Annotated in this window: 15 protein-coding genes; 3 read left to right on the top strand and 12 right to left on the bottom strand. The window is 53.8% G+C overall.

Annotation, left to right across the window (positions count from 1 at the left end; translation table 11 throughout):
• Positions 1 to 10: 10 nt before the first annotated feature.
• Positions 11 to 1,717, bottom strand: coding sequence for an ABC transporter ATP-binding protein (locus tag ACN28R_RS18085; RefSeq protein ID WP_048636687.1), 1,707 nt, complete (start codon positions 1,715 to 1,717; stop codon positions 11 to 13).
• Positions 1,718 to 1,873: 156 nt separating this feature from the next.
• The gene (acrD, locus tag ACN28R_RS18080; protein ID WP_095835119.1) at positions 1,874 to 4,987 is read right to left on the bottom strand and encodes a multidrug efflux RND transporter permease AcrD; all 3,114 of its coding nucleotides are present in this window, start codon (positions 4,985 to 4,987) and stop codon (positions 1,874 to 1,876) included.
• Between the two features lie 629 nt (positions 4,988 to 5,616).
• Between acrD and ACN28R_RS18075 the strand changes: the two genes are divergently transcribed.
• Positions 5,617 to 7,098: a M16 family metallopeptidase gene (locus ACN28R_RS18075; protein WP_095835118.1), complete on the top strand. Its 1,482-nt coding sequence runs from the start codon at positions 5,617 to 5,619 to the stop codon at positions 7,096 to 7,098.
• A 774-nt stretch (positions 7,099 to 7,872) separates the two neighbouring features.
• On the opposite strand, the gene ACN28R_RS18070 is transcribed toward ACN28R_RS18075, so the two are convergent.
• From ACN28R_RS18070 to yhjD, 5 genes are all read right to left on the bottom strand, one after another.
• Entirely contained in the window at positions 7,873 to 8,352 is a 480-nt protein-coding gene (locus tag ACN28R_RS18070) for an Hcp family type VI secretion system effector (RefSeq protein ID WP_095835116.1), read from the bottom strand.
• 492 nt (positions 8,353 to 8,844) lie between these two features.
• On the bottom strand, positions 8,845 to 9,537 hold the full coding sequence (locus ACN28R_RS18065; RefSeq protein ID WP_095835113.1) for a hypothetical protein: 693 nt from the start codon (positions 9,535 to 9,537) through the stop codon (positions 8,845 to 8,847).
• 423 nt (positions 9,538 to 9,960) lie between these two features.
• Positions 9,961 to 10,893, bottom strand: coding sequence for a 2-dehydro-3-deoxygluconokinase (kdgK, locus tag ACN28R_RS18060; RefSeq protein WP_095835112.1), 933 nt, complete (start codon positions 10,891 to 10,893; stop codon positions 9,961 to 9,963).
• Between the two features lie 177 nt (positions 10,894 to 11,070).
• Positions 11,071 to 11,268: a 2-hydroxymuconate tautomerase family protein gene (locus ACN28R_RS18055; protein ID WP_048636683.1), complete on the bottom strand. Its 198-nt coding sequence runs from the start codon at positions 11,266 to 11,268 to the stop codon at positions 11,071 to 11,073.
• Positions 11,269 to 11,366: 98 nt separating this feature from the next.
• Positions 11,367 to 12,380, bottom strand: coding sequence for an inner membrane protein YhjD (gene yhjD, locus ACN28R_RS18050; protein WP_048636682.1), 1,014 nt, complete (start codon positions 12,378 to 12,380; stop codon positions 11,367 to 11,369).
• Positions 12,381 to 12,837: 457 nt separating this feature from the next.
• Here yhjD and ACN28R_RS18045 point away from each other — a divergent pair, with 457 nt between their 5' ends.
• Both ACN28R_RS18045 and ACN28R_RS18040 read left to right on the top strand, forming a co-directional pair.
• The gene (locus tag ACN28R_RS18045; RefSeq protein ID WP_095835111.1) at positions 12,838 to 14,031 is read left to right on the top strand and encodes an MFS transporter; all 1,194 of its coding nucleotides are present in this window, start codon (positions 12,838 to 12,840) and stop codon (positions 14,029 to 14,031) included.
• Between the two features lie 260 nt (positions 14,032 to 14,291).
• Positions 14,292 to 15,821 carry a flavocytochrome c gene (locus ACN28R_RS18040; RefSeq protein ID WP_095835110.1) on the top strand — a complete coding sequence of 510 codons (1,530 nt, stop codon included), beginning with the start codon at positions 14,292 to 14,294 and terminating at the stop codon, positions 15,819 to 15,821.
• A 75-nt stretch (positions 15,822 to 15,896) separates the two neighbouring features.
• Here ACN28R_RS18040 and araD read toward each other — a convergent pair whose 3' ends face one another.
• From araD to ACN28R_RS18015, 5 genes are read right to left on the bottom strand one after another with little or no spacing between them, the layout of a single operon-like run.
• Positions 15,897 to 16,595: an L-ribulose-5-phosphate 4-epimerase gene (araD, locus tag ACN28R_RS18035; protein WP_095835109.1), complete on the bottom strand. Its 699-nt coding sequence runs from the start codon at positions 16,593 to 16,595 to the stop codon at positions 15,897 to 15,899.
• Complete coding sequence (locus tag ACN28R_RS18030) at positions 16,589 to 17,449, bottom strand: L-ribulose-5-phosphate 3-epimerase (protein WP_095835108.1); 861 nt, start codon at positions 17,447 to 17,449, stop codon at positions 16,589 to 16,591. The genes araD and ACN28R_RS18030 overlap by 7 nt, the downstream gene beginning before the upstream one ends.
• Positions 17,446 to 18,105 carry a 3-keto-L-gulonate-6-phosphate decarboxylase UlaD gene (ulaD, locus tag ACN28R_RS18025; protein ID WP_095835107.1) on the bottom strand — a complete coding sequence of 220 codons (660 nt, stop codon included), beginning with the start codon at positions 18,103 to 18,105 and terminating at the stop codon, positions 17,446 to 17,448. The genes ACN28R_RS18030 and ulaD overlap by 4 nt, the downstream gene beginning before the upstream one ends.
• Positions 18,102 to 19,613 carry an FGGY-family carbohydrate kinase gene (locus ACN28R_RS18020; RefSeq protein WP_095835106.1) on the bottom strand — a complete coding sequence of 504 codons (1,512 nt, stop codon included), beginning with the start codon at positions 19,611 to 19,613 and terminating at the stop codon, positions 18,102 to 18,104. Before ACN28R_RS18020 ends, ulaD begins: the two co-directional genes overlap by 4 nt.
• Before the next feature lie 53 nt (positions 19,614 to 19,666).
• A complete protein-coding gene (locus ACN28R_RS18015) occupies positions 19,667 to 20,986 on the bottom strand; it encodes an MFS transporter (protein ID WP_095835105.1) in 1,320 nt (439 codons plus the stop codon).
• Positions 20,987 to 21,037: the final 51 nt, after the last annotated feature.

The raw sequence follows: 21,037 nt of genomic DNA, 5'->3' as shown, positions 1-21,037 counted from the left end.
AGTCAACCGCTCAACTCAGCGCGGAAACGAATGACGGGGCGGCGGATGGCCGCTGCCCGCGGTTTTGGCGTCCCGGCACGGCATCCAGCAGCGTCCGGGTATAGGGATGCTGGGGATGATGCCAGATGCGTTCATGATCGCCCTCTTCCACAATGCGCCCACCGTTCATCACCAGAACGCGGTCGGCGATATAGCGCACGACCGCCAGATCGTGGGAGATAAACAGGTAGGTCAGCCCCAGTTCGGCCTTTAAGTCCACCAGCAGATTGATGATTTGCGCCTGTACGGAAACGTCGAGGGCGGAAACGGGTTCATCGCAGATAAGCAGTTGCGGACGCAATACCAGCGCCCGGGCGATGCCGATGCGCTGACGTTGTCCGCCGGAGAATTCGTGCGGGTAGCGCTGGCGCGCCGACTGGGGTAAGCCGACATCGTCAAGAATGCGCATGATGCGCCGCTCGCGTTCGCCCCGCTCTTTGATGCCGTGGATCGCCAGCGCGTAGCCCAGGATCTCATCAATGCTTTGGCGTGGATTGAGCGAGCCGTAAGGATCCTGAAACACCATCTGGATACGCTTACGCCAGGGCAGCAGCCGGCGGCGCGACAGCGCCAGCAGATCCTGTCCGTCAAAGACGATCTGGCCGCTCTGCGCCTGCTCCAACCGCATGATGGCGCGCGACAGCGTGGATTTGCCGCAGCCCGATTCGCCTACCAGCCCCAGCGTTTCCCCGGCGTGCAGCCGTAAGGACACATCGTTTACCGCCGCAAGATCGCCCTGTGCGGATTCATAGGTTACCGTCAGGTTGCTGACCGCCAGCAGCGGCTGCGGCGCGCTCGCCGGCGCAGCTGTCTCCGCGGTGCGCGCCGGGGGCTGAAACAGCGTGAAGCCCTGTTCGTCGCTGTAGCGGATCTCCGCCAGCCGTGATTGACGATAATGCGCATCCTGCTCCAGATGCAGCGACGCATGCAGCAGCCCTTGCGTATAGGTATGCTGCGGATGGAGCAATATCCGATCGGCCGGGCCTTCCTCCAGCTTACGGCCGTTATGCATCACCGCCACGCGGTCGGCCCACTGGGAAACCACGCCCAGATCGTGGGTGATCAGCAGCACGGCCATATTCAGCTCGCGCCGCAGTTCATCGAGCAGGGCCAGTATCTGCGACTGAATGGTCACATCCAGCGCCGTGGTCGGCTCGTCGGCAATTAACAGATCGGGCTGACAGGCGATCGCCATCGCGATCATCACGCGCTGGCGTTGTCCGCCGGATAGATGGTGGGGGTAATCGTCGAAGCGGCTCTCAGGGTCGGGCAGTTTGACCTGTTTCAGCAGTTCAATCGCGCGGGCGCGCGCCTGCGCCCGGGTTAGCGTCAGATGCAGGGTCAATGCTTCTTCAACCTGACGCCCGATAGACATCACCGGGTTCAGTGAAGTCATCGGCTCCTGAAAAATCATTGAGATGTCGTTGCCGCGCACCTCGGCCAACTGCCGTTCTCCCAGACGCAGCAAGTCTTTGCCGCCGAGAGTTATCGCGCCGCTGATTTTTGTCTGCGCCGGCAGCAACCGCATAATGCTCAGCGCCGTGGTGGACTTGCCGCAGCCCGATTCCCCCACCAGCGCCAGCATCTCTCCCTTCGCGATACGCAGGTCGAGGTTATCCACCGCCACATGTCCGGGGAAATGAACGCTCAACCCCCGTATATCCAGTAATGCCGTCATCCCGATACCCTGAACCCGTTTCTTCAGACAGTAATCGGTTACTTTAATCGCGACGGTAGATTGTTTTCTATTATGGTTTCTTCTTACTTATATTCATTGGATATATATAAGCGGCTAATATTTTCCTGTGCGTTTTTCTGCAACCTTTTTAAGGCGTTACTCCTCCTTCGCTTTCAGCGGGAAGCGTCTGCGGACCACGACAAAGAACAACGGTACCAAGAAGATGGCAAGGATCGTCGCGGAAACCATCCCGCCGATGACGCCGGTTCCCACGGCGTGCTGGCTGGCGGAACCGGCGCCGTTACTGGTCGCCATCGGCAGCACGCCGAAAATAAACGCCAGCGAGGTCATCAGTATGGGCCGTAGCCGCTGGCGCGACGCTATCAGCGTTGACTCAACCAGATCCCGTCCCTGTTGATTCATCTCATTGGCAAACTCGACGATCAGAATGGCGTTCTTCGCCGCCAGACCGATAACGGTCAACAGCCCTACCTGGAAATAGACGTCGTTCTCCAGCCCCCGTCCCCAGGTGGCCAGCAATGCGCCCAGCACGCCGAGCGGCACCACCAGCATCACCGAAAAAGGAACGGTCCAGCTTTCATACAGCGCGGCCAGACACAGGAACACCACCAGTAGCGAAATGGCGTACAACGCCGGCGCCTGCGCGCCCGTTAGCCTTTCCTGGTAGGACATCCCCGTCCATTCCAGGCCAAGACCCTCCGGTAATTTTTTCACCAGATCTTCCATAATGTCCATGGCCGTCCCGGTGCTGACGCCAGGCGCGGCTTCGCCGACGATCTCCAGTGAGGAGTAGCCGTTATAACGCTCCAGACGCGGTGAATCGCTTTCCCATGAGGTGTGGGCGAAAGCGGTAAAGGGCACCATTCCGCCATCGCTGTTGCGGACATACCATTTGCTGATATCGTCCGGCTGCATGCGATATTTGGCGGCGGCCTGCACGTAGACTTTTTTCACCCGTCCGCGATCGATGAAATCATTGACATAGGTGGAGCCCCAGCCGGTTTGCAGTACGTTGTTGATATCGTCGATAGAGACGCCCAGCGCCTGCGCCTTGCGTTGGTCGATATCGATCCTCAACTGCGCGTTGTCGTCCAGACCGTTATGGCGTACCCGGGTCAGCGCCGGATTATCGCCGGCCATCGATAACAGTTGGTCGCGCGCCTGCATCATGGCGTTGTGGCCCAGCCCGGCGTGATCCTGCAATTCCATGGTAAAGCCGGCCGCATTGCCCAGACCGTTGATGGACGGCGGACTATTGGCGATGACCCGCGCTTCGTCGATGTTGCGAAACGCTTTGGTGGCGCGCTCGATAATCGCAAAGGAACTATTGTCCGCCGACGTGCGTTCATCCCAGTCTTTCAAGCGGACGAATAGACGCGCGACGTTCTGTCCGTTGCCGCCGGGGCCGGAACCTACGGTGGCGAATACCGATACCACGTTGTCTTTCTCTTGGGTGAGGTAGTACCGCTCAATCTTGTCTACCACCTTCAATGTCTGTTGCTGCGTCGATCCGGGCGGCAATTGTACCTGCGTCATGAACACGCCCTTGTCTTCCAGCGGCAGAAAGGAGGTCGGCAGTTTGATAAACAGGAACGCCATGATGCCGATGATGCCAAGATAAAGCAGCATCCAGCGGCCGCTTCTTATCAGGATTTTCGCCACCCCGCGCTCGTAACGCGCCGCGCCGAGGTTAAAGTTGCGGTTAAACCAGCCGAAAAACCCTTTGCGTCCGTGCTGATGGCCTTTGGCGATGGGCTTGAGCAGCGTGGCGCACAGGGCCGGGGTGAGGATCATCGCCACCAGCACCGACAGGACCATGGCGGAAACGATGGTAATGGAGAACTGGCGATAAATCGCCCCGGTCGTCCCGCCGAAAAAGGCCATGGGGACGAATACCGCCGACAGCACCATCGCAATCCCCACCAGCGCCCCCTGAACCTGGCCCATGGATTTTCGTGTCGCTTCGCGCGGGGAAAGCCCCTCTTCGCTCATAACGCGCTCGACGTTTTCCACCACCACGATGGCGTCATCCACCAGCAGGCCGATCGCCAGCACCATGGCGAACATGGTGAGGGTATTGAGGCTGAATCCGCAGGCGTAAAGCACCGCGAAGGTGCCCAGCAGCACAACCGGTACGGCGATGGTGGGGATCAGCGTGGCGCGGAAGTTCTGCAGGAACAGGTACATGACCAGAAATACCAGCAGTACCGCTTCAAACAGGGTTTTCACCACATCGGTAATGGAAGCCTTAACAAAAGGGGAGGTTTCAAAGGCGATTTTGGCTTCCAGCCCGCGGGGAAAGTAGTGCGATAGCTCCTCGATACGCGCACGCACCAGTTTGTCCGTCTCCAGCTCGTTGGCCCCGGATGCCAGCGTTACCCCCAGACCGGAAGCCGGCTGGCCGTTATATCGGCTGAGAAAGTCATAACTTTCCGCGCCCAGTTCGACTTCGGCGACGTCGCCCAGGGTGACCGCGGAACCGTCCTTATTGACCCGCAGGGTAATATCACGGAACTGCTGCGGCGTTTGCAGCAGCGACTGGGCATTGATGGCGGCATTCAACAGCTGGTTATCCACCGATGGCGTTCCCCCCACCTGACCGACGGAAACCTGGCTGTTTTGCGACTCGATGGCGGAGACCACATCCGCGGTGATGAGCGAGTAGTCCGTCAGTTTCAAGGGATCGAGCCAGATACGCATCGCATATTGCGATCCGTAGGCGTCCACTCCGCCGACGCCGTTGATGCGGCTGAGCGGTTCCTGAATGTTACTGGCGACATAGTCTGAAATATCCTGTTTATCCATGCTGCCGTCGGTGGAAACAAAGGCAATCATCAGGATATTGGTATCGCCGGTTTTATTGACCGTGACCCCCTGCTGTTGCACGGCCTGCGGGAGTTTTCGCAACGCCGATTGCAGCTGGTTCTGCACCTGCTGGCGGGCTTCGTTCGGATTGGTTCCGGCCTCGAAGCTGAGCGTTATCCGCGCTTGTCCGGTGTTGCTGCTGTTTGACGCCATATACATCAAATTATCAAGCCCGGTCATGCTCTGCTCGATAACCTGCGTCACGGTGTTCTCAATGGTCTGGGCGGAAGCGCCGGGATAGTTGGCGCTGATCCGTACCGTGGGCGGCGCCAAATCGGGATATTGCTCGATGGGGAGCGAAACGATCGCCAGAGTACCGCACAAGCTGAGTAAAATTGCCAATACCCAGGCAAAAATGGGGCGATCGATAAAAAAATTCGCCATTTAAATACAGCTCCTCAGCAGAGTTTTATACGCCATGTATGAACGGTCAGAATCAGTGACAGGTAACGTTATCCTGCAAAAATCCTTTAAGTCTGACGGTACGGACATGCGGGAATGCGATTTTCCGCAGGAGGGCCGCTTTCCCTGGCGATCGTCCTGACTCTCTCAATATTTAACCGAATAGTGTTAAGACTTAAATCATTATTATTGCAGCATGTCTGCTGTGATTTACTTTATCCGGTAATGTTTAACGAATCGTGGAAAAATTAAGGAGAAAATGTAAATTATCGTTGTCGAATGTCGGGCTGTGTATGCCCGCCGGCATTCATCGTTCCCATGCATGAATATCTATGCCGTAAAAACCGGCGCGATTGCGGGCAACCACCCCTAACGTTGTCCTGATCCGATGACGATGAGCGCATCATCAATCTGTTTAATATCAATATTTCCCTTTTTTGAACATTATTTAGTCGGTTGGAGTGACATAGATGAAAGCGCGTGGTCCAAGGGGATGGTACACTTCGCCATTCCCATTTTCCGTGATGTATTCATGAGAGTGTTTTGGCGGCAAGCGCAAGGCCGCTATTATTATCAACAACAATCTGGATAGTTATTAAGTAGGGGTTCACATGCAGGGCACCAAAATTGGACTTTTAGTTGGTGGAATGTTGCTGGCAGTTGCCGGCAGCAACGTGCAGGCTGAAACACTACAACCCGATCCTGCCTGGCAGCAGGGGAAACTTGATAATGGTTTTACCTGGCAGTTACTGACGACCCCGCAACGGCCGGGCGACAGGGTCGAGTTACGTCTGATGGTGAATACCGGTTCTCTGGCTGAAAATACTCAGCAATCAGGATTCGCCCATTTTATTCCCCGATTGGCGTTAACCCCCGGGGATAGCTTTTCGGCAGCGCAATTGCCTTCTTTGTGGACACCGGCAGAGGAGGGCGGGCGGACGTTGCCGCCGGCGGTCACGTCATATGACTTCACCTTTTACAACCTGAGTTTGCCGAATAATCGGCCGGAATTGCTGAAAGAAGCGTTGAATTGGCTATCGGAAACGGTCGGTCAGTTAGATATCAACGATCAACGCATCAACACGGCGTTAAACGGGCCCGATCGGGTGGCGACCTTTCCGGTCAACCCGCAAGATCCCGGTTGGCGCTATCGGCTGAAGGGATCCACGCTGTTGGCCCACGATCCCGGCCAGGAGGTCACCCCGCCGCTAAGCAGCGAGCCGCTGCGGCAGTTTTATAAAACCTGGTATACCCCGGACGCCATGACGCTCTATATCGTCGGTCATGTTGATCACCGCAGTATCGTTGAACAAATCAGTAAAGCGTTCTCATCGCTACAGGGGAAACGCGAAGATCCGACGCCGGTGCCGACGTTAAGCCCATTACCGCCCCAGGCCATTAGTCTGATCAATAAGAACGCGCAGCAAGACACGCTGTCGCTGGTGTGGGATATGCCGTGGCACCCCATTCGGGACGATAGAGCGTTGGCTCGTTACTGGCAGAGCGATTTGGCAAGAGAAGCCCTATTCTGGCATGTGCAGCAGGCGTTGAAGAAAAGTTCGCAGAAGGGCAATAACCTCCGTTTCAACTGTAACGTCTTCTATACCCGCGCGCAGTGCGCCATTCATATGGATATTCCCGGTATTGACAGCGTGACGCCGGCGATGACGTTTTTGGCTCAGGAGCTGGCGGCGCTGAGGGATAACGGGCTGACACAGCAGGAATTTGATGGGCTGATCGCGCGTAAAACCGATGAACTGAGCAAGCTATTCGCCACCTATGCCCGCACCAGTACGGATGTGCTAATGGAGCAGCGCTTACGCTCGCAACAAAACGGCGTGGTGGATATTGCCCCGGAACAGTACCAAAAATTACGGCAGACGGCTTTATCTGGGCTGACGCTGGATGCGCTGAATCAGGAGTTGCATCAGTGGTTGTCGCAAGACGCCACTCTGATGTTGATACAGCAGCAGGGCGAGCCGGAGGCTCATATGAAGGAGCTTCAGGCGGCCTATAGCCAAATTATGACGCCGGCGGCCGCCGAGGAAGAGCCCAAACCGCAAGAGGAAGCGGCAGCGCCCGCCGCGCAGTAACCTTTAATATAAGGCCGCGTAAGCGGCCGGAGGTTGATGACAAACCTTCCCAAACCCGTCATTCCCGCGTAGGCGGGAATCAGCCAATGGCTGTTTACGGTTTCAGCAGGAGATTCCCGCCTACTACTGCGGGAATGACCGCGCTGGGGCCGTGAAGGATGACAGAGGTATATTAGGGGCTTTGTCAGCAGTCTCTTATACACAAATGTAGGGGCTATGAGGGACTTTGCCGTTACCCGGCGTAAGAAATTATGCTGAGGAAGCGGAGGGCTCCCGAATGAACCGCAGGGATGCGGTTCAAGCCAGTGCCGCGTCGGGAACGCGTCACTGGCGGTTCGGTAAGAGCGATCCGATTCCGAAGGCATCGCGCAGCGACATAATTTAGCCGGAAGCCGGGGTTCATAGGGGGCTGGCGTTTGAGCCCCCTATGTCGGGCGCGTGCTACGACATAGCATAGACATAGCGGCATTGTGGCGCACGAAACTATCTCCAAGTCCGCATAAAAATGTGACTAAGAGACAGCCCTTGTCAGGGGGAGGAACTAACCCATTGAAAACGCCGGATCTGCTCCCTTCCCGCGCAGGGGAACTTTCAACTGGTGGAATTGATGACCAGATGCGCAATTTCGCCGCGTGTTAAACCGGCATCGCTTCCTGTGGGCGGTGATTGGCGCGGCCAGTTTGGCAACGGACAGCGCACAAAAATACGCAATAGAGTTTATTCAATCACTGCCAAGGTAATAATGAAAAATGAAATAGTCCTATGGAATAGATTCTAAGCCGTTATGCGCTCATTCCACGCATCTCTGTATAAGATATTACCCTCGGTGTGTTTCCAGGTGATAGCTTCATAACGTAATTCTATATTTTCCAGATGGGTGCTGGTCATTCCATTAGGAAGCAAAGAGGGTGAAATTGCTGTTATCTTTACGTTCTCAAGGAGAATATTAAAATACTCACTCTCAACGCCAGCATCAAGAATACGATACATTTTTATCGTTGCAGACTTAAGCGTTCTTCCCTGGCATAGTGCACGAAAAAGCACAGGTGTTGTTTGATCGAATTCCTTTTGTATAGTAATCGGCGCATGAACTCTTGTCCCTGTTAATTTCCCCATATTAGGATCTACAGGAATAGTGACATTATGGCTTACTGAACGTAATTCTATTGAACCTAATCGTGTCGGCATTAAGCATCCGCCAACAATAGGCGATCCGTTTTCGTTTGTTAACCAAAGATGAGCCGGGGTGGACATACAAGATTTCCTTTTTAAAGTTAAATAGTTAGCGAGGTCGCTTAATCCAAAAAACAAAAATCGCCATTAAAACAAAAAATATTCCTATTAATGGAATTGCAATACTAGGGAAATGATGAACCATAAGCATGGCGAAAATTACAGTAATAATTAATGGAACATATGTCCAAAAGAAAAATGATGCCTGCGCTCTAAGCCATTGCTTTAAGAAATCAATCATGATTATCGCACCATATTAATTATGTGGCTTGCCACATCAACCGTTTCGTCTGTCCGCCCACAGTGGGTTGGAGTAGACATAGACTTAATTACTGAGAAAAAAAACAAGGACCAGCAATCCGAAATAGAATAACCCAATGGCAAGTATGGCAATATCACGGAAATAATTAACCATGAACATACCAAATATCAACGTTAGGAGTATCGGAATATAGGTCCAGAAAAAATATTTAGCCTGAGATTTTAACCACTGCTTCAGAAAGTTAATCATGATCACTTTACCATGTTAATGATGGTCTTCGCTACATCATCATCCGATAAAATATTTGTTTTAAACGCGCTGGATTTTATAAAGATGGGCTCAATTAAAAAGTACATCATTTCTAAATTTCGCAAATACAGAGCCTGATAATACACGGAACTCATCATCTGTAGCCGTTGGGCACTGTCTGCGGCATCCTGAATGATGCCGTAAATCCCGAGGCCTCCGGCAGCCGCTCCAGATACGCTACCGACCCTGCTGCGAATATGCATGCTAACATTAAACCCCAGACAAATTGCCATCGTTATCCCCAACGCAAATGCCTGATTAGTGAGAGTACTAGTGGAAATATATACATTGGCTTTCATCAATAAACGTTTGATATACTCAAGTTGTTGTGGCGTTTTATTCTCAAATAGTAACTCAATATAAACCTTGAACATTTCTAAGATAATGTTTCTATCTTTAATAAGTTGCTGGAGACCATCAAAAAATCTGATGTCTTCTACTTTCAGTTTTGCGCAAATATCCTGATAATTGTCGGTATAACATGACAGGTAATATAACAAGCGGGTAGCACCATCACCAATTTTATCGGCCTGTTCAAGAACCTGAACCTTGACGCCTGAAAGCGCTTTTTCAAGTTGAAGCGCCATAAGTTTACCAGCCTGCATGTCACGAATTATCAAATCACTATGATACATAGCCAATTCCTTCGGTTAATTATTTCCTTGTCCTGTGGAAGGCTTTTCAATCCATTAAATTATGAATAGCCAATTTTCTTACAAGCATGTATCGCTAAATTTGTAGAGCGTGGATTTTGATGTCCTCATCAATTCGCATATCCGTGCGGGCCGTATTACACACTCTACGTCGTAGCGCTTTGCTAATGGCACGTATTATGTCTGTCTGATAAATATATTCAACTTCTTTATCAGAAAAATAAAAGAATAATGCTTAGTGAAAATATTAATTTATTTTTATATAATTACCTGGCAATGAATTAATAATTATTGTTCTTAGTCTGTTATGTTAATTGTTTTATTTACTACGACAGGTTACGAGAATATAAAAAAGCAGGCGCGTAAACCACGACCTGCCTTTATTGATTGATGTTGTATTCGCGCTTAAACCGGCATCGCTTCCTGTGGGATAATCGCGCCGCGATATTGAATAACCGTGCTGGCGGTGAGATGTCCGCGCCGCGCCGCTTCCTGCGCGCTGCCGCCATTCAGGCGCACGGCCAGATAGCCCGCGCTGAAGGAGTCGCCCGCCGCGGTGGTGTCCACCACTTTATCTTTCGGCAGTTTCACGGCGGGGACATCGATCAACTCTTGCCCCGGTTGCGAAACAAGGCAGGAATCCGCGCCGCGCTTAATGATAATTTCCGTCACGCCCAAACCATGGGTGCGCGCAAGCACTTCGGCGACGGGTTTGGCTCCCCACAGCATATCTTCATCATCTAACGTCAGGAACGCGATATCGGTGCAGGACAGCATATCGGTATAGGCTTGTTGCGTTTCTTCTTTGCTTTGCCACAGACGCGGGCGATAGTTGTTGTCAAAAATAACTTTACCGCCATTGGCGCGGCAGGCGAGCAATAAAGCCAAAAGGCGCTGGCGGCTTTCGGCGTTCAGGATCGCCAGGCTGATACCGCTTAGATAGAGGTAATCAAAATGCGCCAGTTCCCGGCAGATTTTTTCTGCATCCGCGTTATCAAGCCAATAGCGGGCGGCGGCGTCATTGCGCCAGTAGTAGAATGTGCGCTCGCCGCTGTCGTCGGTTTCAATGAAATATAAACCGGGCAGCTTATTATCCAGCCGCTGGATCAGGTCGGTTTGTACCCCTTCCTGTTGCCATGCGGCGATCATCTCTTCACTAAAGCTATCGGTTCCGAGTGCGGTAACGTAATGCACGCCCAAAGCATCGGGTTGCACCTGACGGGCAATGTACACGGCGGTATTCAGGGTATCGCCGCCAAATCCACGGCTCAGATCCGTGCCTTTTTGCGACAGTTCGATCATGCATTCGCCGATTACGGCGATGTTGTTAGTTGTCATCAACGCTGGCCTGTTTGAAAAATAAGGAGTCAGTAAAACGCAGGAATTACCGTCAGTCTCAACATAACGAGACGCTGAGTCAATAGCGTTGAAATGATGTTTTATTTTTTTATGATATGGATCGGAAAACAAAGATCGCTCCGATCCATTTTGCCGGTGATGATCTGGGCCGGGCGGCTATTTTTTGCGAAGATCGGTGACGCTTTCCCCACCGATCCCCCAGTTATCGGTGTCCACTTCCTCGATTACCACGACGGTGGTGGCGGGGTTTTTCCCCAGCGTATCGGCAAGAAGCCGGGTCACGCCGGCGATCAGGGTTTTCTTTTGTTCGGCGGTTGCGCCTTCACGGGTGATTTTTATATTGACGTACGGCATAGAGGCTCCTGTTTGTAGTATTAATACTGTCGATTGAGACTATGTCGATATCCTCTTCATCTTTCAATAAAGACGGATTTGCTTCCTGTTCTGGATCGTTACTGCGCGTTGTCCGGCTGTTCGTTACGGTCCGTCGAGGTATCGCCTTTATAATTCGCCGTGGCAATCCAGGCGGCGCAAAAGAGCGTCAGCCGGGCGAAAAAATAGAAAAAGGCCATCAGCCCGATAACCGAACCGAAGGCGGCGCCGGAGGGCGAGGTTGCCAGCTTGGGCAGCGAGACGGTCATGGCAAACTTAATCGCTTCAAAACCAATGGCGGCAAGTAACGTTCCCCGGAATAGCGCCTTACGTTTCGGCTTATGCCGCGGCAATACAAAAAAGATCCATAAAAACAGTAAGTAGTTGGCGAGAATCGAAATCGATAAAGCAATCAGAGTCAGCGCCGGACGCAGCCATTCAATGCCCTCCAACCCCAATGCGCTGACGATCATATTCTGCGCGGTGCCGGCAACGGAGGTCAGGAACAGGGTAAAAATCAACGCGATCATCAGCCCGGTCAGGGATAAAAAATCACGGGTGTATTTAAAGTAGATTTTCTCTTCATCCTGCGGGTTACGCTCCCAGACATCGCGCGATTGCGCACGGATCGCCTCACGCAAATTTCCCATCCAACTGACGCCGGAATACAGCGCAATGAGTAACCCGGTGATCCCGACCGTCGTACGCTGCTGGATAGCGGTGTTCACCGTATTTTTCAGCGTGTTCGCCAGATTGGGATCGCTGATGCTGTTGACGATGCGGTTAATCAACTCCGTCAAAAGGTCCGGATTGGAAGCCAGCACAAAACCGACGGCGGCAAAGGACACCATTAAGATGGGTATCAGGGACAAAAAGGAGAAATAGGTGATCGCGGCGCCAAACTGGTTTCCCATCCGGTCATTAAAACGCTCTCCCGCACGGATCATATGCGCCACGCTGGGGATAGCCTGAATACGTTCCGCCCACCTTTTGCTGCGGTTTAAAAGGGTTCGAGATTGTTGTGGTGATTCGCCCTCTTTTTTTTCCGTGGGGGCCGGCTGAGCGTGACGCTCTTTGTCTGCCGGTACTGGCATTGAACTTCTCCTGTGCTTGGATTTGATGTTGCGTGGCTAGCTTAATTATAACCAACAAGATGAGAACGTTACGATTTCTCTGGTTTATCGCCAATTCGCATCCTTTTGAATGCACAAACTAATAATGACTCCCGTTACTTTTTAGCATTATTTGAGCGTGAAAGCCGGGAAACGCTTGTTTATACTTGAACGCTTCAATGCGAGCTGTGGTTAATGTTTTTGCCTTAAGCAATGACGTTTATACCCGTCATACTTCAAGTCGCATGTGCGTTGGCTTTGTTACTCGGCCCATCCATGGGCCTCGCCCGTTGGGGCCGCCGCTAGCGGCGTTCAAATCTGCTCCCGGCAGATTTGTCGCTCACCCCGGTCACTTATTGGTGTAAGCTCCCGGGGATTCGCTGCGTCGCCGCCTTCCTGCAACTCGAATTATTTAGTGTGATAGTGAGTAAAAGGCCTCATGTCTGTTTCGTCTCCACCAGAATCTGCTGTTGGTGCATTACGTTTGAATTTACGTATTGTGTCCGTCGTTATTTTCAATTTCGCCAGCTATCTGACCATCGGTTTGCCGATCGCGGTATTACCCGGCTATGTTCATGATCACATGGGCTACAGCGCTTTTTGGGCGGGATTGGTGATTAGTCTGCAATATTTTTCCACCTTGCTGAGCCGGCCCCATGCCGGGCGCTATGCCGATGAGAAAGGCCCCAAAAAGGTGGTGGTGTTGGGGTTGGCCGGCACCTTGCTGAGCGGCGTGTTTTATCTTCTGGCCGCCTGGAATGATGCTTCTCCAACCCTTGCATTACTACTACTGTGCATTGGGCGTTTAATTCTTGGCGCCGGGCAGAGTTTTGCCGGCACCGGCGCAACCTTATGGGGCGCGGGGATAGTGGGGTCGCGCTATATCGGACGGGTCATCTCGTGGAACGGCATCGCCACCTACGGCGCCATGGCGATCGGCGCGCCGCTGGGCGTGTGGCTAAGCCATATCGGCGGCCTGGAACTGCTGTCGATTGTCATCATTCTGGTAGCGGCAATGGCTATCGCCTTTGCTTTGCGGCGACCGAGCGTAGCGGTGACGCCGGGCAAGAAGATCCCGTTTAAGGAAGTGCTGGGGAGAGTCTGGATCTATGGCATGATTCTCGCCTTCGCGTCGGCAGGTTTTGGGGTGATCGCAACCTTTATCACGCTGTTTTACGCCGACAGAAATTGGCAGGGCGCGGCACTGACGCTGACGATTTTTAGCTGCGCCTTTGTGGGGACTCGCCTGCTGTTTCCGAATAGCATTAACCGCTTTGGCGGATTACGCGTGGCGCTGGTCTGCTTTGTGGTGGAGATCGCCGGCTTATTGCTGGTGTGGAGCGCGACGCAGCCGTTTGTGGCTGAATTGGGCGCGCTGTTGGCGGGCGCCGGTTTCTCATTGGTTTTTCCGGCGCTGGGCGTGGTGGCGGTCAAAGTGGTATCGCCGCAGAACCAGGGAAGCGCGCTGGCCACCTATACCATTTTCCTCGATCTTTCGCTGGGGGTGGTTGGTCCGGCCGCCGGGGTGCTGATGGGCTATACCGGTATTGCTTCAATCTATCTGGCGGCGGCGATACTGGGGATCTGCGGCCTGTTGCTGACATGGCGTTTGCGTTATCGCAACGCTGAGTAAACCGCCGGGCGTTATTCGCCATCCTTCTCTCCTTTCCTTTCGCGCCGCGAGGTTTCCGTCGCCTCGTGGCCGCCGCTTCTTCCGCCGCGCTGAGCCAATAACGACAGTGCGAAGGGACTCACGTTTAACCCGCATGCTTTGTGTTGAAATGTAAACAGGTGCTTAGTCTTGCATTCATCACCTGCCTCATCGTTCGCATTATCCCGAGTATCTTCCGCTTTTTATTGTGATTTACGGTTTCTGGACATGGAGATAATCCAATGAGTAACAAGCCAACAGATGATCCGAAGAGTCGTCGTCATTTTCTAAAATCAACCGGCATCGTAATTGGTGCTCTGGGAGGGGCGGCATTGTCCCGGACGGCGCAGGCGGTGCCTGTCCCCGCATCGGCGCCGGAGAAGTGGGATACCACGGTGGATGTCCTGATTGTCGGAACCGGGTTTGCCGGGCTGGCGGCCGCTATTGAGGCGCGTAACGCCAAGGCTAGCGTGCTGGTGATTGACAAAATGCCGCTGCTGGGCGGGAACTCCGTGCTTAACGGCGGGGATCTTGCCGCCGCGGGATCCAAAATGCAAAAAGAGCTGGGGATCCAGGATTCGCCGGAACTGATGTATCAGGACATGATGAAAGCGGGTAACTGGCTCAATTATCCGGAACTGGCCAGAACGGTGGCCGACCATTCGGTAGAAGCCCTTGAGTGGGCGCAGAGCATCGGCGCGGAGTTTAACGTCGTCAACTATCACGGCGGTCATTCCGTGAAACGGGCGCATCAACTGGCGCAGCGTTCAGGTTCCGGCCTGATCGTGAAACAGCAGCAGAAGGCCAAAGAGCTGGGCGCGGTTATTGAGCAGAGAACCAAACTGCTGCGGCTGATTGTCGATCGGGACGGCGGCGTGATTGGCGCCGAGGTCAGACGCGGATACCGCTTCCCGGACGAGGCGTCCGGCGATATCGCCTACATTCGCGCCACAAAGGGCGTGGTGCTGGCATCCGGCGGTTTCTCGCAGGGCGTGGCGTTACGACAGATGTACGATCCCAGGCTGACCGAGGCGTTCACTTCCACCAATCATCCGGGGGCAACCGGCGAGGCGATTATGGCGGCCTGCATGATAGGCGCGCTGGATACCCAGATGGACTGGATCCAACTGGGCCCCTGGACCAGCCCGGACGAGCAGGGATTCGGCTATATCCCGCAGTTCGTTGAACGCGTCGTCGGTTATGGGCTGATGGTTGATCCTGCTACCGGGAAGCGCTTCTTTAAAGAGACGGGTAACCGTAAAGAGCGGGCCGATGCGATTATTCAACTGGGCCATCCCGCCGTTATCATGGCGGATAAGACCAATACCACCAATATGGTGGATCCCGGACAGTTGCAAGGCGCATTAAAGAACGGCTCGCTAAAGGCGTATGACACGTTGGAAGAGGTGGCGAAAGCGTACGATATACCGGTTGCGGCGTTTGTCGAACAGGTCAATCGTTGGAACGGATTCGTTAGCCAGCACCGCGATCCTGACCTCGACTGTATGATTTTCGAGGATGCGGCGCCAAACGTCACGCCGCCGTTTTACGCGGCGCGTCTGTGGCCGAGGGTGCACCACACCATGGGCGGGCTGGCGATAAACCAGGATGCTCAGGTGATCGGATTTGATCTGAAGCCCATTCCCCATTTGTACGCCGCCGGCGAAACGGTTGGCGGCGTACATGGCGCGGTCAGGCTCGGCAGCGTCGCCATGACCGACTGTATCGTCTTTGGCCGCATCGCCGGGAAAAACGCCGCGCAGAGCGCCTAATGTGCAGGAGAAACGGCCACCTTCACGTGGCCGTTTCCCGCGCTTTGTGGAGATAGGGGGAAACCGTCAGGAAAATTAATGTTGACCGTAATAGGCGTTAGCGCCATGTTTGCGTAAATAGTGTTTATCAAGCAGCGATGGTTGCATGTCGCGGAGCCCCGGCATAAGCTGGCGCGCGAAAATCCCCATATAGGCGCACTCTTCCAGCACAACCGCATTGTGTACCGCGTCGGCGGCGCTTTTACCCCAGGCGAAAGGCCCATGGGAATTTACCAGCACTGCCGGCACCTGGAGAGGATCGATGCCGCGATTCACGAAGGTTTCGATAATCACATCACCGGTTGCCCGTTCATATTGTCCGGCAATTTCCCGTTCGGTCATGAGGCGTGTGCAGGGAATTGAACCGTAAAAATAGTCGGCATGCGTCGTTCCCCAGGCGGGGAGATCCAGCCCGGCCTGCGACCAGATGGTGGCGTGCCGCGAATGGGTATGCACGATGCCGCCGATACCGTCAAAACGTTGATAAAGGGCTAAATGAGTAGCGGTATCGGATGACGGTTTTTTATTTCCTTCAACCACCTTGCCGCTGGTCAGTTCGACAACGACCATGTCATCAATGCCCATTTCATCGTATTCGACGCCGGAGGGTTTGATCACCACCAGCCCCTGTTGACGGTCAATCGCGCTGACATTCCCCCAGGTAAAGGTCACCAGATGGTGTTGAGGTAACGCCAGATTGGCTTCCAATACCTGCTGTTTCAGTTGTTCTAACATATGAAACCTCCTTCCTGCATGCGGTCTTCAATCCACTTCCGGGCGTTGATGATCTCCAGCAAGGGTTCGCTGGCTTTTTCCGTCCACATTTCAATCAGGAATGCGCCGCGGTAATTTAGCTTTTTTAAATTCTGGAATAGGCCGACAAAGTCAACGCAGCCTTTTCCAAAAGGAACGTCGCGAAACTGGCCTTTGGATGTGGCGGTTACCGGATAGGTGTCTTTTAAATGAATGGCGGCGATACGATCGATCCCCAGCGCTAATTCCTGCGGGATGTTATTTCCCCAGGCGCTCAGATTGCCGATATCCGGATAGACGCTAAACCAGGGGGAGGAAAGCTGGCGATCCCACTCTTTCCATTTGGAGATGGAGTTCATGAATTCCGTATCCATAATTTCGACCGCCAGCATAACCTGCGCGGCGGCGGCTTTTTCTACCGCCCATGCCAGCCCTTCGGTAAAGCGCTGCCGTGTGCCGCTATCCTGTTGTTCATAATAGACGTCGTAACCTGCCAGTTGAATCGTGCGGATGCCGAGATCGCGGGCCAACTGGATCGCCTGTAACATGATTTTCTGAGCATGCTCACGGGTGGCTTCGTCATGGCTGCCAAAGGGGAACCGGCGATGGGCTGACAGGCACATTGAGGGAATAGTCACGCCGCTTTCCAGAATCGCCGACACTAACGATGCCCGCTGCGCCGTGCTCCAGGTTAATCGGGACAGACGTTCATCCGTTTCATCAACAGACATTTCAACAAAGTCGAAACCACAGCTTTTGGCCAACGCTAGTCGTTCCGGCCAGCTTAGTGATTTAGGCAGCGCCTTTTCATAAATGCCGAGCGGGTGATGTCTCATGCGCGTTTACCCCAGATAGCGTCTATTTGCTGGTGGAATGCGGTGGCGATAGCGGCCGGATTTTCGGCATCGGAGAGTGCGCGCCCGGCAATAAACGCCTGTACGGAAATATCTTTAAATAACGGCAGGTCGGCAGGCGTGATCCCGCCGGTAATGGACAGCTCAATCCCCAGCTCCGTCAGGGCGGACATGGTCTTCAGATCATCCTGACTCCAGTTCTGACCGCTCGCCTGCGCATCGCGTCCCCGGTGATAAATCGCCTGTTTTACGCCCAGATTGCGCCACGCTTGCGCATCATCCAGCGTCCAGCGTCCGAATAGCTCGATCTGGATCTCCCCGCCGTATTGCGAGGCGACATCTTGTGCTCTGGCGACGGTGGCGATAGGCGCGGCGCAGATAACGGTCATCCAGTTCGCCCCGGCGGAAAAAGCCTGTTTTGCCAGCGTCTCACCCGCATCGGCGACTTTTAAGTCGGCCACGATAATATGTTCCGGGCACAGTTCACGCAGCTTACGAACGGCGGCCAACCCCTCTGAGATACAGAGAATGGTGCCCGCTTCGATAATATCGACATGCTTTTTGAGTTTTGCGGCGGTCAATAACGCGGCATCCAGATCCGTATGATCCAGTGCCAGTTGCAGCAATGGTCGGCTCATGATTGATCACTCCTTGCGGGGGTAAGGGAAGCACAACGAGTGTGATAACTCTGCAATGCTTCAATAAGATACTGATAATGAATTAATTTTTTTTGATACGCGGGCTGCGCGACGGGATCGGGCTCAATGATTTGTGACGCGGGCTGCAGGTGGCGCTGCGCCTCGGTAAAGCTGGAGTAAACGCCGCTGCCGACCAGGGCCGCCAGCGCCGCGCCCAGACAGCCGGTTTCCTCTACCTGGGGGAGTTCAACCGGTAGTCCGCTTACGTCGGCCAGGATTTGCATCCATACCCGTGATTGTGCGGGGCCGCCCGTGACCCGCAGCGTATCAACCTGTTGAAAACGTTCACGCATTCGCTTCAAGTGCGTCATATGGCTGAAAATAACGCCTTCATAAACGGCCTGTAGCAAATGCTCTCGACGATGGAGAGACTGCAAGCCGTAAAATCCGGCGGTCATCTCCAGCCCGGCGTTGCTGCCGTAGAGAAACGGCAGGAACATCACCTCACTGCCCGCTTTGGGAAGACTGGCGACGGCATGGTTTATCTCGTTAAAATCCGGCGTTCCCCACTGACGGGTTATCCATTCCAGATTAGCGGATGAGGTCGGGCTGGCTTCATGAACGATGTAGCGTCCGGCATCGGCATAGCGTCCATAAACATAAGGATGGGGTTCATTCGTCCGTATTTCGGTAGCGATGCCGCTGGTCACCGCCCAGGTTCCCATCACGGCGTTTAACGTTGATTCATCATGTAAGCCAGCGCATAACGCGGTGGACACCACATCAAACAACCCGCCGACGACCGGCGTTTCCGCCGCCAGACCGGTGAGCGCGGCCACCTGCGAGGTGACCTCACCGCATACCTGTGCAGAGCCGACAATAGGCGGCAGGGCGGGAGTGATTTCGCCAATGCCAAGCAGATCGGCTAGCTCCGGCGCATAAGCGCCTTTATCCATGTGATAGAGATTGGATTCGGAAATGTTGGTTTCTTCGCAGCCCCGCCGGCCGGTCAGGCGGAAGCGTAAGTAGTCATGCGCCATCATGACGGAGCCAATCTGCCGGTAGCGTTCCGGCTGATGCTGTTTAACCCAGCGGAGCAGAGAAACGGGATGACCGGTCCACAAAGTTTGTCGCGTAAGGGGATAAAGATGCTGCGGTATGTGGTCATGCTGCCAGTCGTGGACGATATCCATCGCCCGGCGGTCGGAGGATAAGATGCCCCGGCCCAATGGCCTGTGCTGTTTATCCAGCAGGAATAATCCCTTACCCTGAGCGGAAATGCCGATCGCCTTGATTTGATGACCGTTGATCCGGCACCGCTGCAAAACAGCGGCGATCGTTTCTACGCAGGCTGTCCATAACTGGTCCATATCGCGTTCGGCCCAGCCGGGATGATCGCTGATAACCGGCAACGGCTGGCGGCTAATTCCCTGTTCCCGCCCTTGGCTATCGTAGATCCCGGCCTTTAGGTAAGTGCCGCCACAGTCGATACCTAACCAATATTCCATCTTTGTCACCTTTGCTGGTGGCCGCAATACGCCGCAGCCACGCGATTAATTACTTAGAATGTGGTTCGTTTCGTTTGTAATTGGGGGCGGGACACCGGCAGTTGGTCGCATTTCCCAGGCAGAAGCAGTGCCAGGATGGCGGCGATAGCCAGTGAGATTGACAGGCAATAAACGCCCGCGTCTTTGTTGTAATAGGTGATCAGCAGGCCGACGGCGTAAGGACCGCAGAATCCGCCAAGATTACCGAGAGCATTGATCACGCCGCGTGCGCCGCCTGCCATTTCAGCGCTGAACAGTTTGGCGGGAATCGTCCAGAACACACCGGCGGCGGCTTGCAGGAAGACTCCGCAACCCACCAGGGCGGCATAAGACCACCAGATATGCTGCTGTAGCGTCACGGACAGGAACATGCAAATCGCAAAACCGGATAACGGCAGGAAAACGAACAGCTTGCGTTTGCCTGTCCGGTCAGACAGCAGTGAAACGATGTACATGCCCAGCATGGCGCCGACGAAAGGCAGGATGGCCAGCATCCCGACTTTTTCCATGCCGGTGTTGGTGAGTTCTTTCAGAATGGTGGGCAGCCACAGGGTGTAGCCATAAATGCCGGTTTGGTAGAAGAAGTTGAGCGCAATGAGTTGCCACATGGTGCGATCGGACAAGACCGCGGAGAGCGAGGCGTTTTTCACGGCTTTTCCGGCAATCGCGCGTTGTTCTCTGTCCAAAGTATCAATCAGCCAGTTTTTTTCCGCGTCCGATATCCAACGTGCTGCCTGAGGGCGATCGCTAATGGTGAATGCCCATAAAATCAGCACAAAAGCCGATAGCAATCCTTCGATGATAAATAGCCAGCGCCAGTCCATAACGGCGATGATCCAGCCGGACAGCGGGGCAGTTATCATCCCGGCAATCGGAACGAACATAATGACGATGGCATTGGCTCGTCCCCGCTCTTCATCGGGAAACCAGTTGCTGATCATGGTCAGAACCACGGGCAACATCCCGCCTTCGGCAACGCCAAGCGCGAAGCGTAATGCCAATAACTGGTATTGGTTGGTTACCAGGCCAGTCAGGATGGAAATAATCGCCCAGGCTACCAGCGACCAGCCGATAAATTTTTTGCCGCTGCCGTGTACGGCGATTTTTCCGCCGGGAACCTGCAGGAATAAATAACCAATGAAGAAAATACCGCCCGCCAGACCTGCCATCGATGCGGTAATTCCCAATTCATCATCCATACCGCCCGGCATGGCGAACGCGATATTCACGCGATCCATATAAGAGATAATACATGTGATCAGGATTGGCGGGATAATCCTCAGCCAACGTTCTTTGGGAATATTCGTTTGTAGGGTACTTGAGTCTATGTTCATTTTACGTCATGCCTTAATCATTATTATTAAAATATCTTTCACAATAATGTG

The organism is Brenneria goodwinii (genome assembly GCF_002291445.1).
Classification (GTDB): Bacteria; Pseudomonadota; Gammaproteobacteria; order Enterobacterales; family Enterobacteriaceae; genus Brenneria; species Brenneria goodwinii.
The sequence above is the reverse complement of the archived record's forward strand: the minus strand, read 5'-3'. Positions and strand labels throughout refer to the sequence as shown.

What these genes read in the sequence shown, in the direction of transcription:
- ACN28R_RS18085 (WP_048636687.1), bottom strand. Translation starts at nt 1,717, where the DNA reads ATGACGGCATTACTGGATATACGGGGGTTGAGCGTTCATTTCCCCGGA.
- acrD (WP_095835119.1), bottom strand. Translation starts at nt 4,987, where the DNA reads ATGGCGAATTTTTTTATCGATCGCCCCATTTTTGCCTGGGTATTGGCA.
- ACN28R_RS18075 (WP_095835118.1), top strand. Translation starts at nt 5,617, where the DNA reads ATGCAGGGCACCAAAATTGGACTTTTAGTTGGTGGAATGTTGCTGGCA.
- ACN28R_RS18070 (WP_095835116.1), bottom strand. Translation starts at nt 8,352, where the DNA reads ATGTCCACCCCGGCTCATCTTTGGTTAACAAACGAAAACGGATCGCCT.
- ACN28R_RS18065 (WP_095835113.1), bottom strand. Translation starts at nt 9,537, where the DNA reads ATGTATCATAGTGATTTGATAATTCGTGACATGCAGGCTGGTAAACTT.
- kdgK (WP_095835112.1), bottom strand. Translation starts at nt 10,893, where the DNA reads ATGACAACTAACAACATCGCCGTAATCGGCGAATGCATGATCGAACTG.
- ACN28R_RS18055 (WP_048636683.1), bottom strand. Translation starts at nt 11,268, where the DNA reads ATGCCGTACGTCAATATAAAAATCACCCGTGAAGGCGCAACCGCCGAA.
- yhjD (WP_048636682.1), bottom strand. Translation starts at nt 12,380, where the DNA reads ATGCCAGTACCGGCAGACAAAGAGCGTCACGCTCAGCCGGCCCCCACG.
- ACN28R_RS18045 (WP_095835111.1), top strand. Translation starts at nt 12,838, where the DNA reads ATGTCTGTTTCGTCTCCACCAGAATCTGCTGTTGGTGCATTACGTTTG.
- ACN28R_RS18040 (WP_095835110.1), top strand. Translation starts at nt 14,292, where the DNA reads ATGAGTAACAAGCCAACAGATGATCCGAAGAGTCGTCGTCATTTTCTA.
- araD (WP_095835109.1), bottom strand. Translation starts at nt 16,595, where the DNA reads ATGTTAGAACAACTGAAACAGCAGGTATTGGAAGCCAATCTGGCGTTA.
- ACN28R_RS18030 (WP_095835108.1), bottom strand. Translation starts at nt 17,449, where the DNA reads ATGAGACATCACCCGCTCGGCATTTATGAAAAGGCGCTGCCTAAATCA.
- ulaD (WP_095835107.1), bottom strand. Translation starts at nt 18,105, where the DNA reads ATGAGCCGACCATTGCTGCAACTGGCACTGGATCATACGGATCTGGAT.
- ACN28R_RS18020 (WP_095835106.1), bottom strand. Translation starts at nt 19,613, where the DNA reads ATGGAATATTGGTTAGGTATCGACTGTGGCGGCACTTACCTAAAGGCC.
- ACN28R_RS18015 (WP_095835105.1), bottom strand. Translation starts at nt 20,986, where the DNA reads ATGAACATAGACTCAAGTACCCTACAAACGAATATTCCCAAAGAACGT.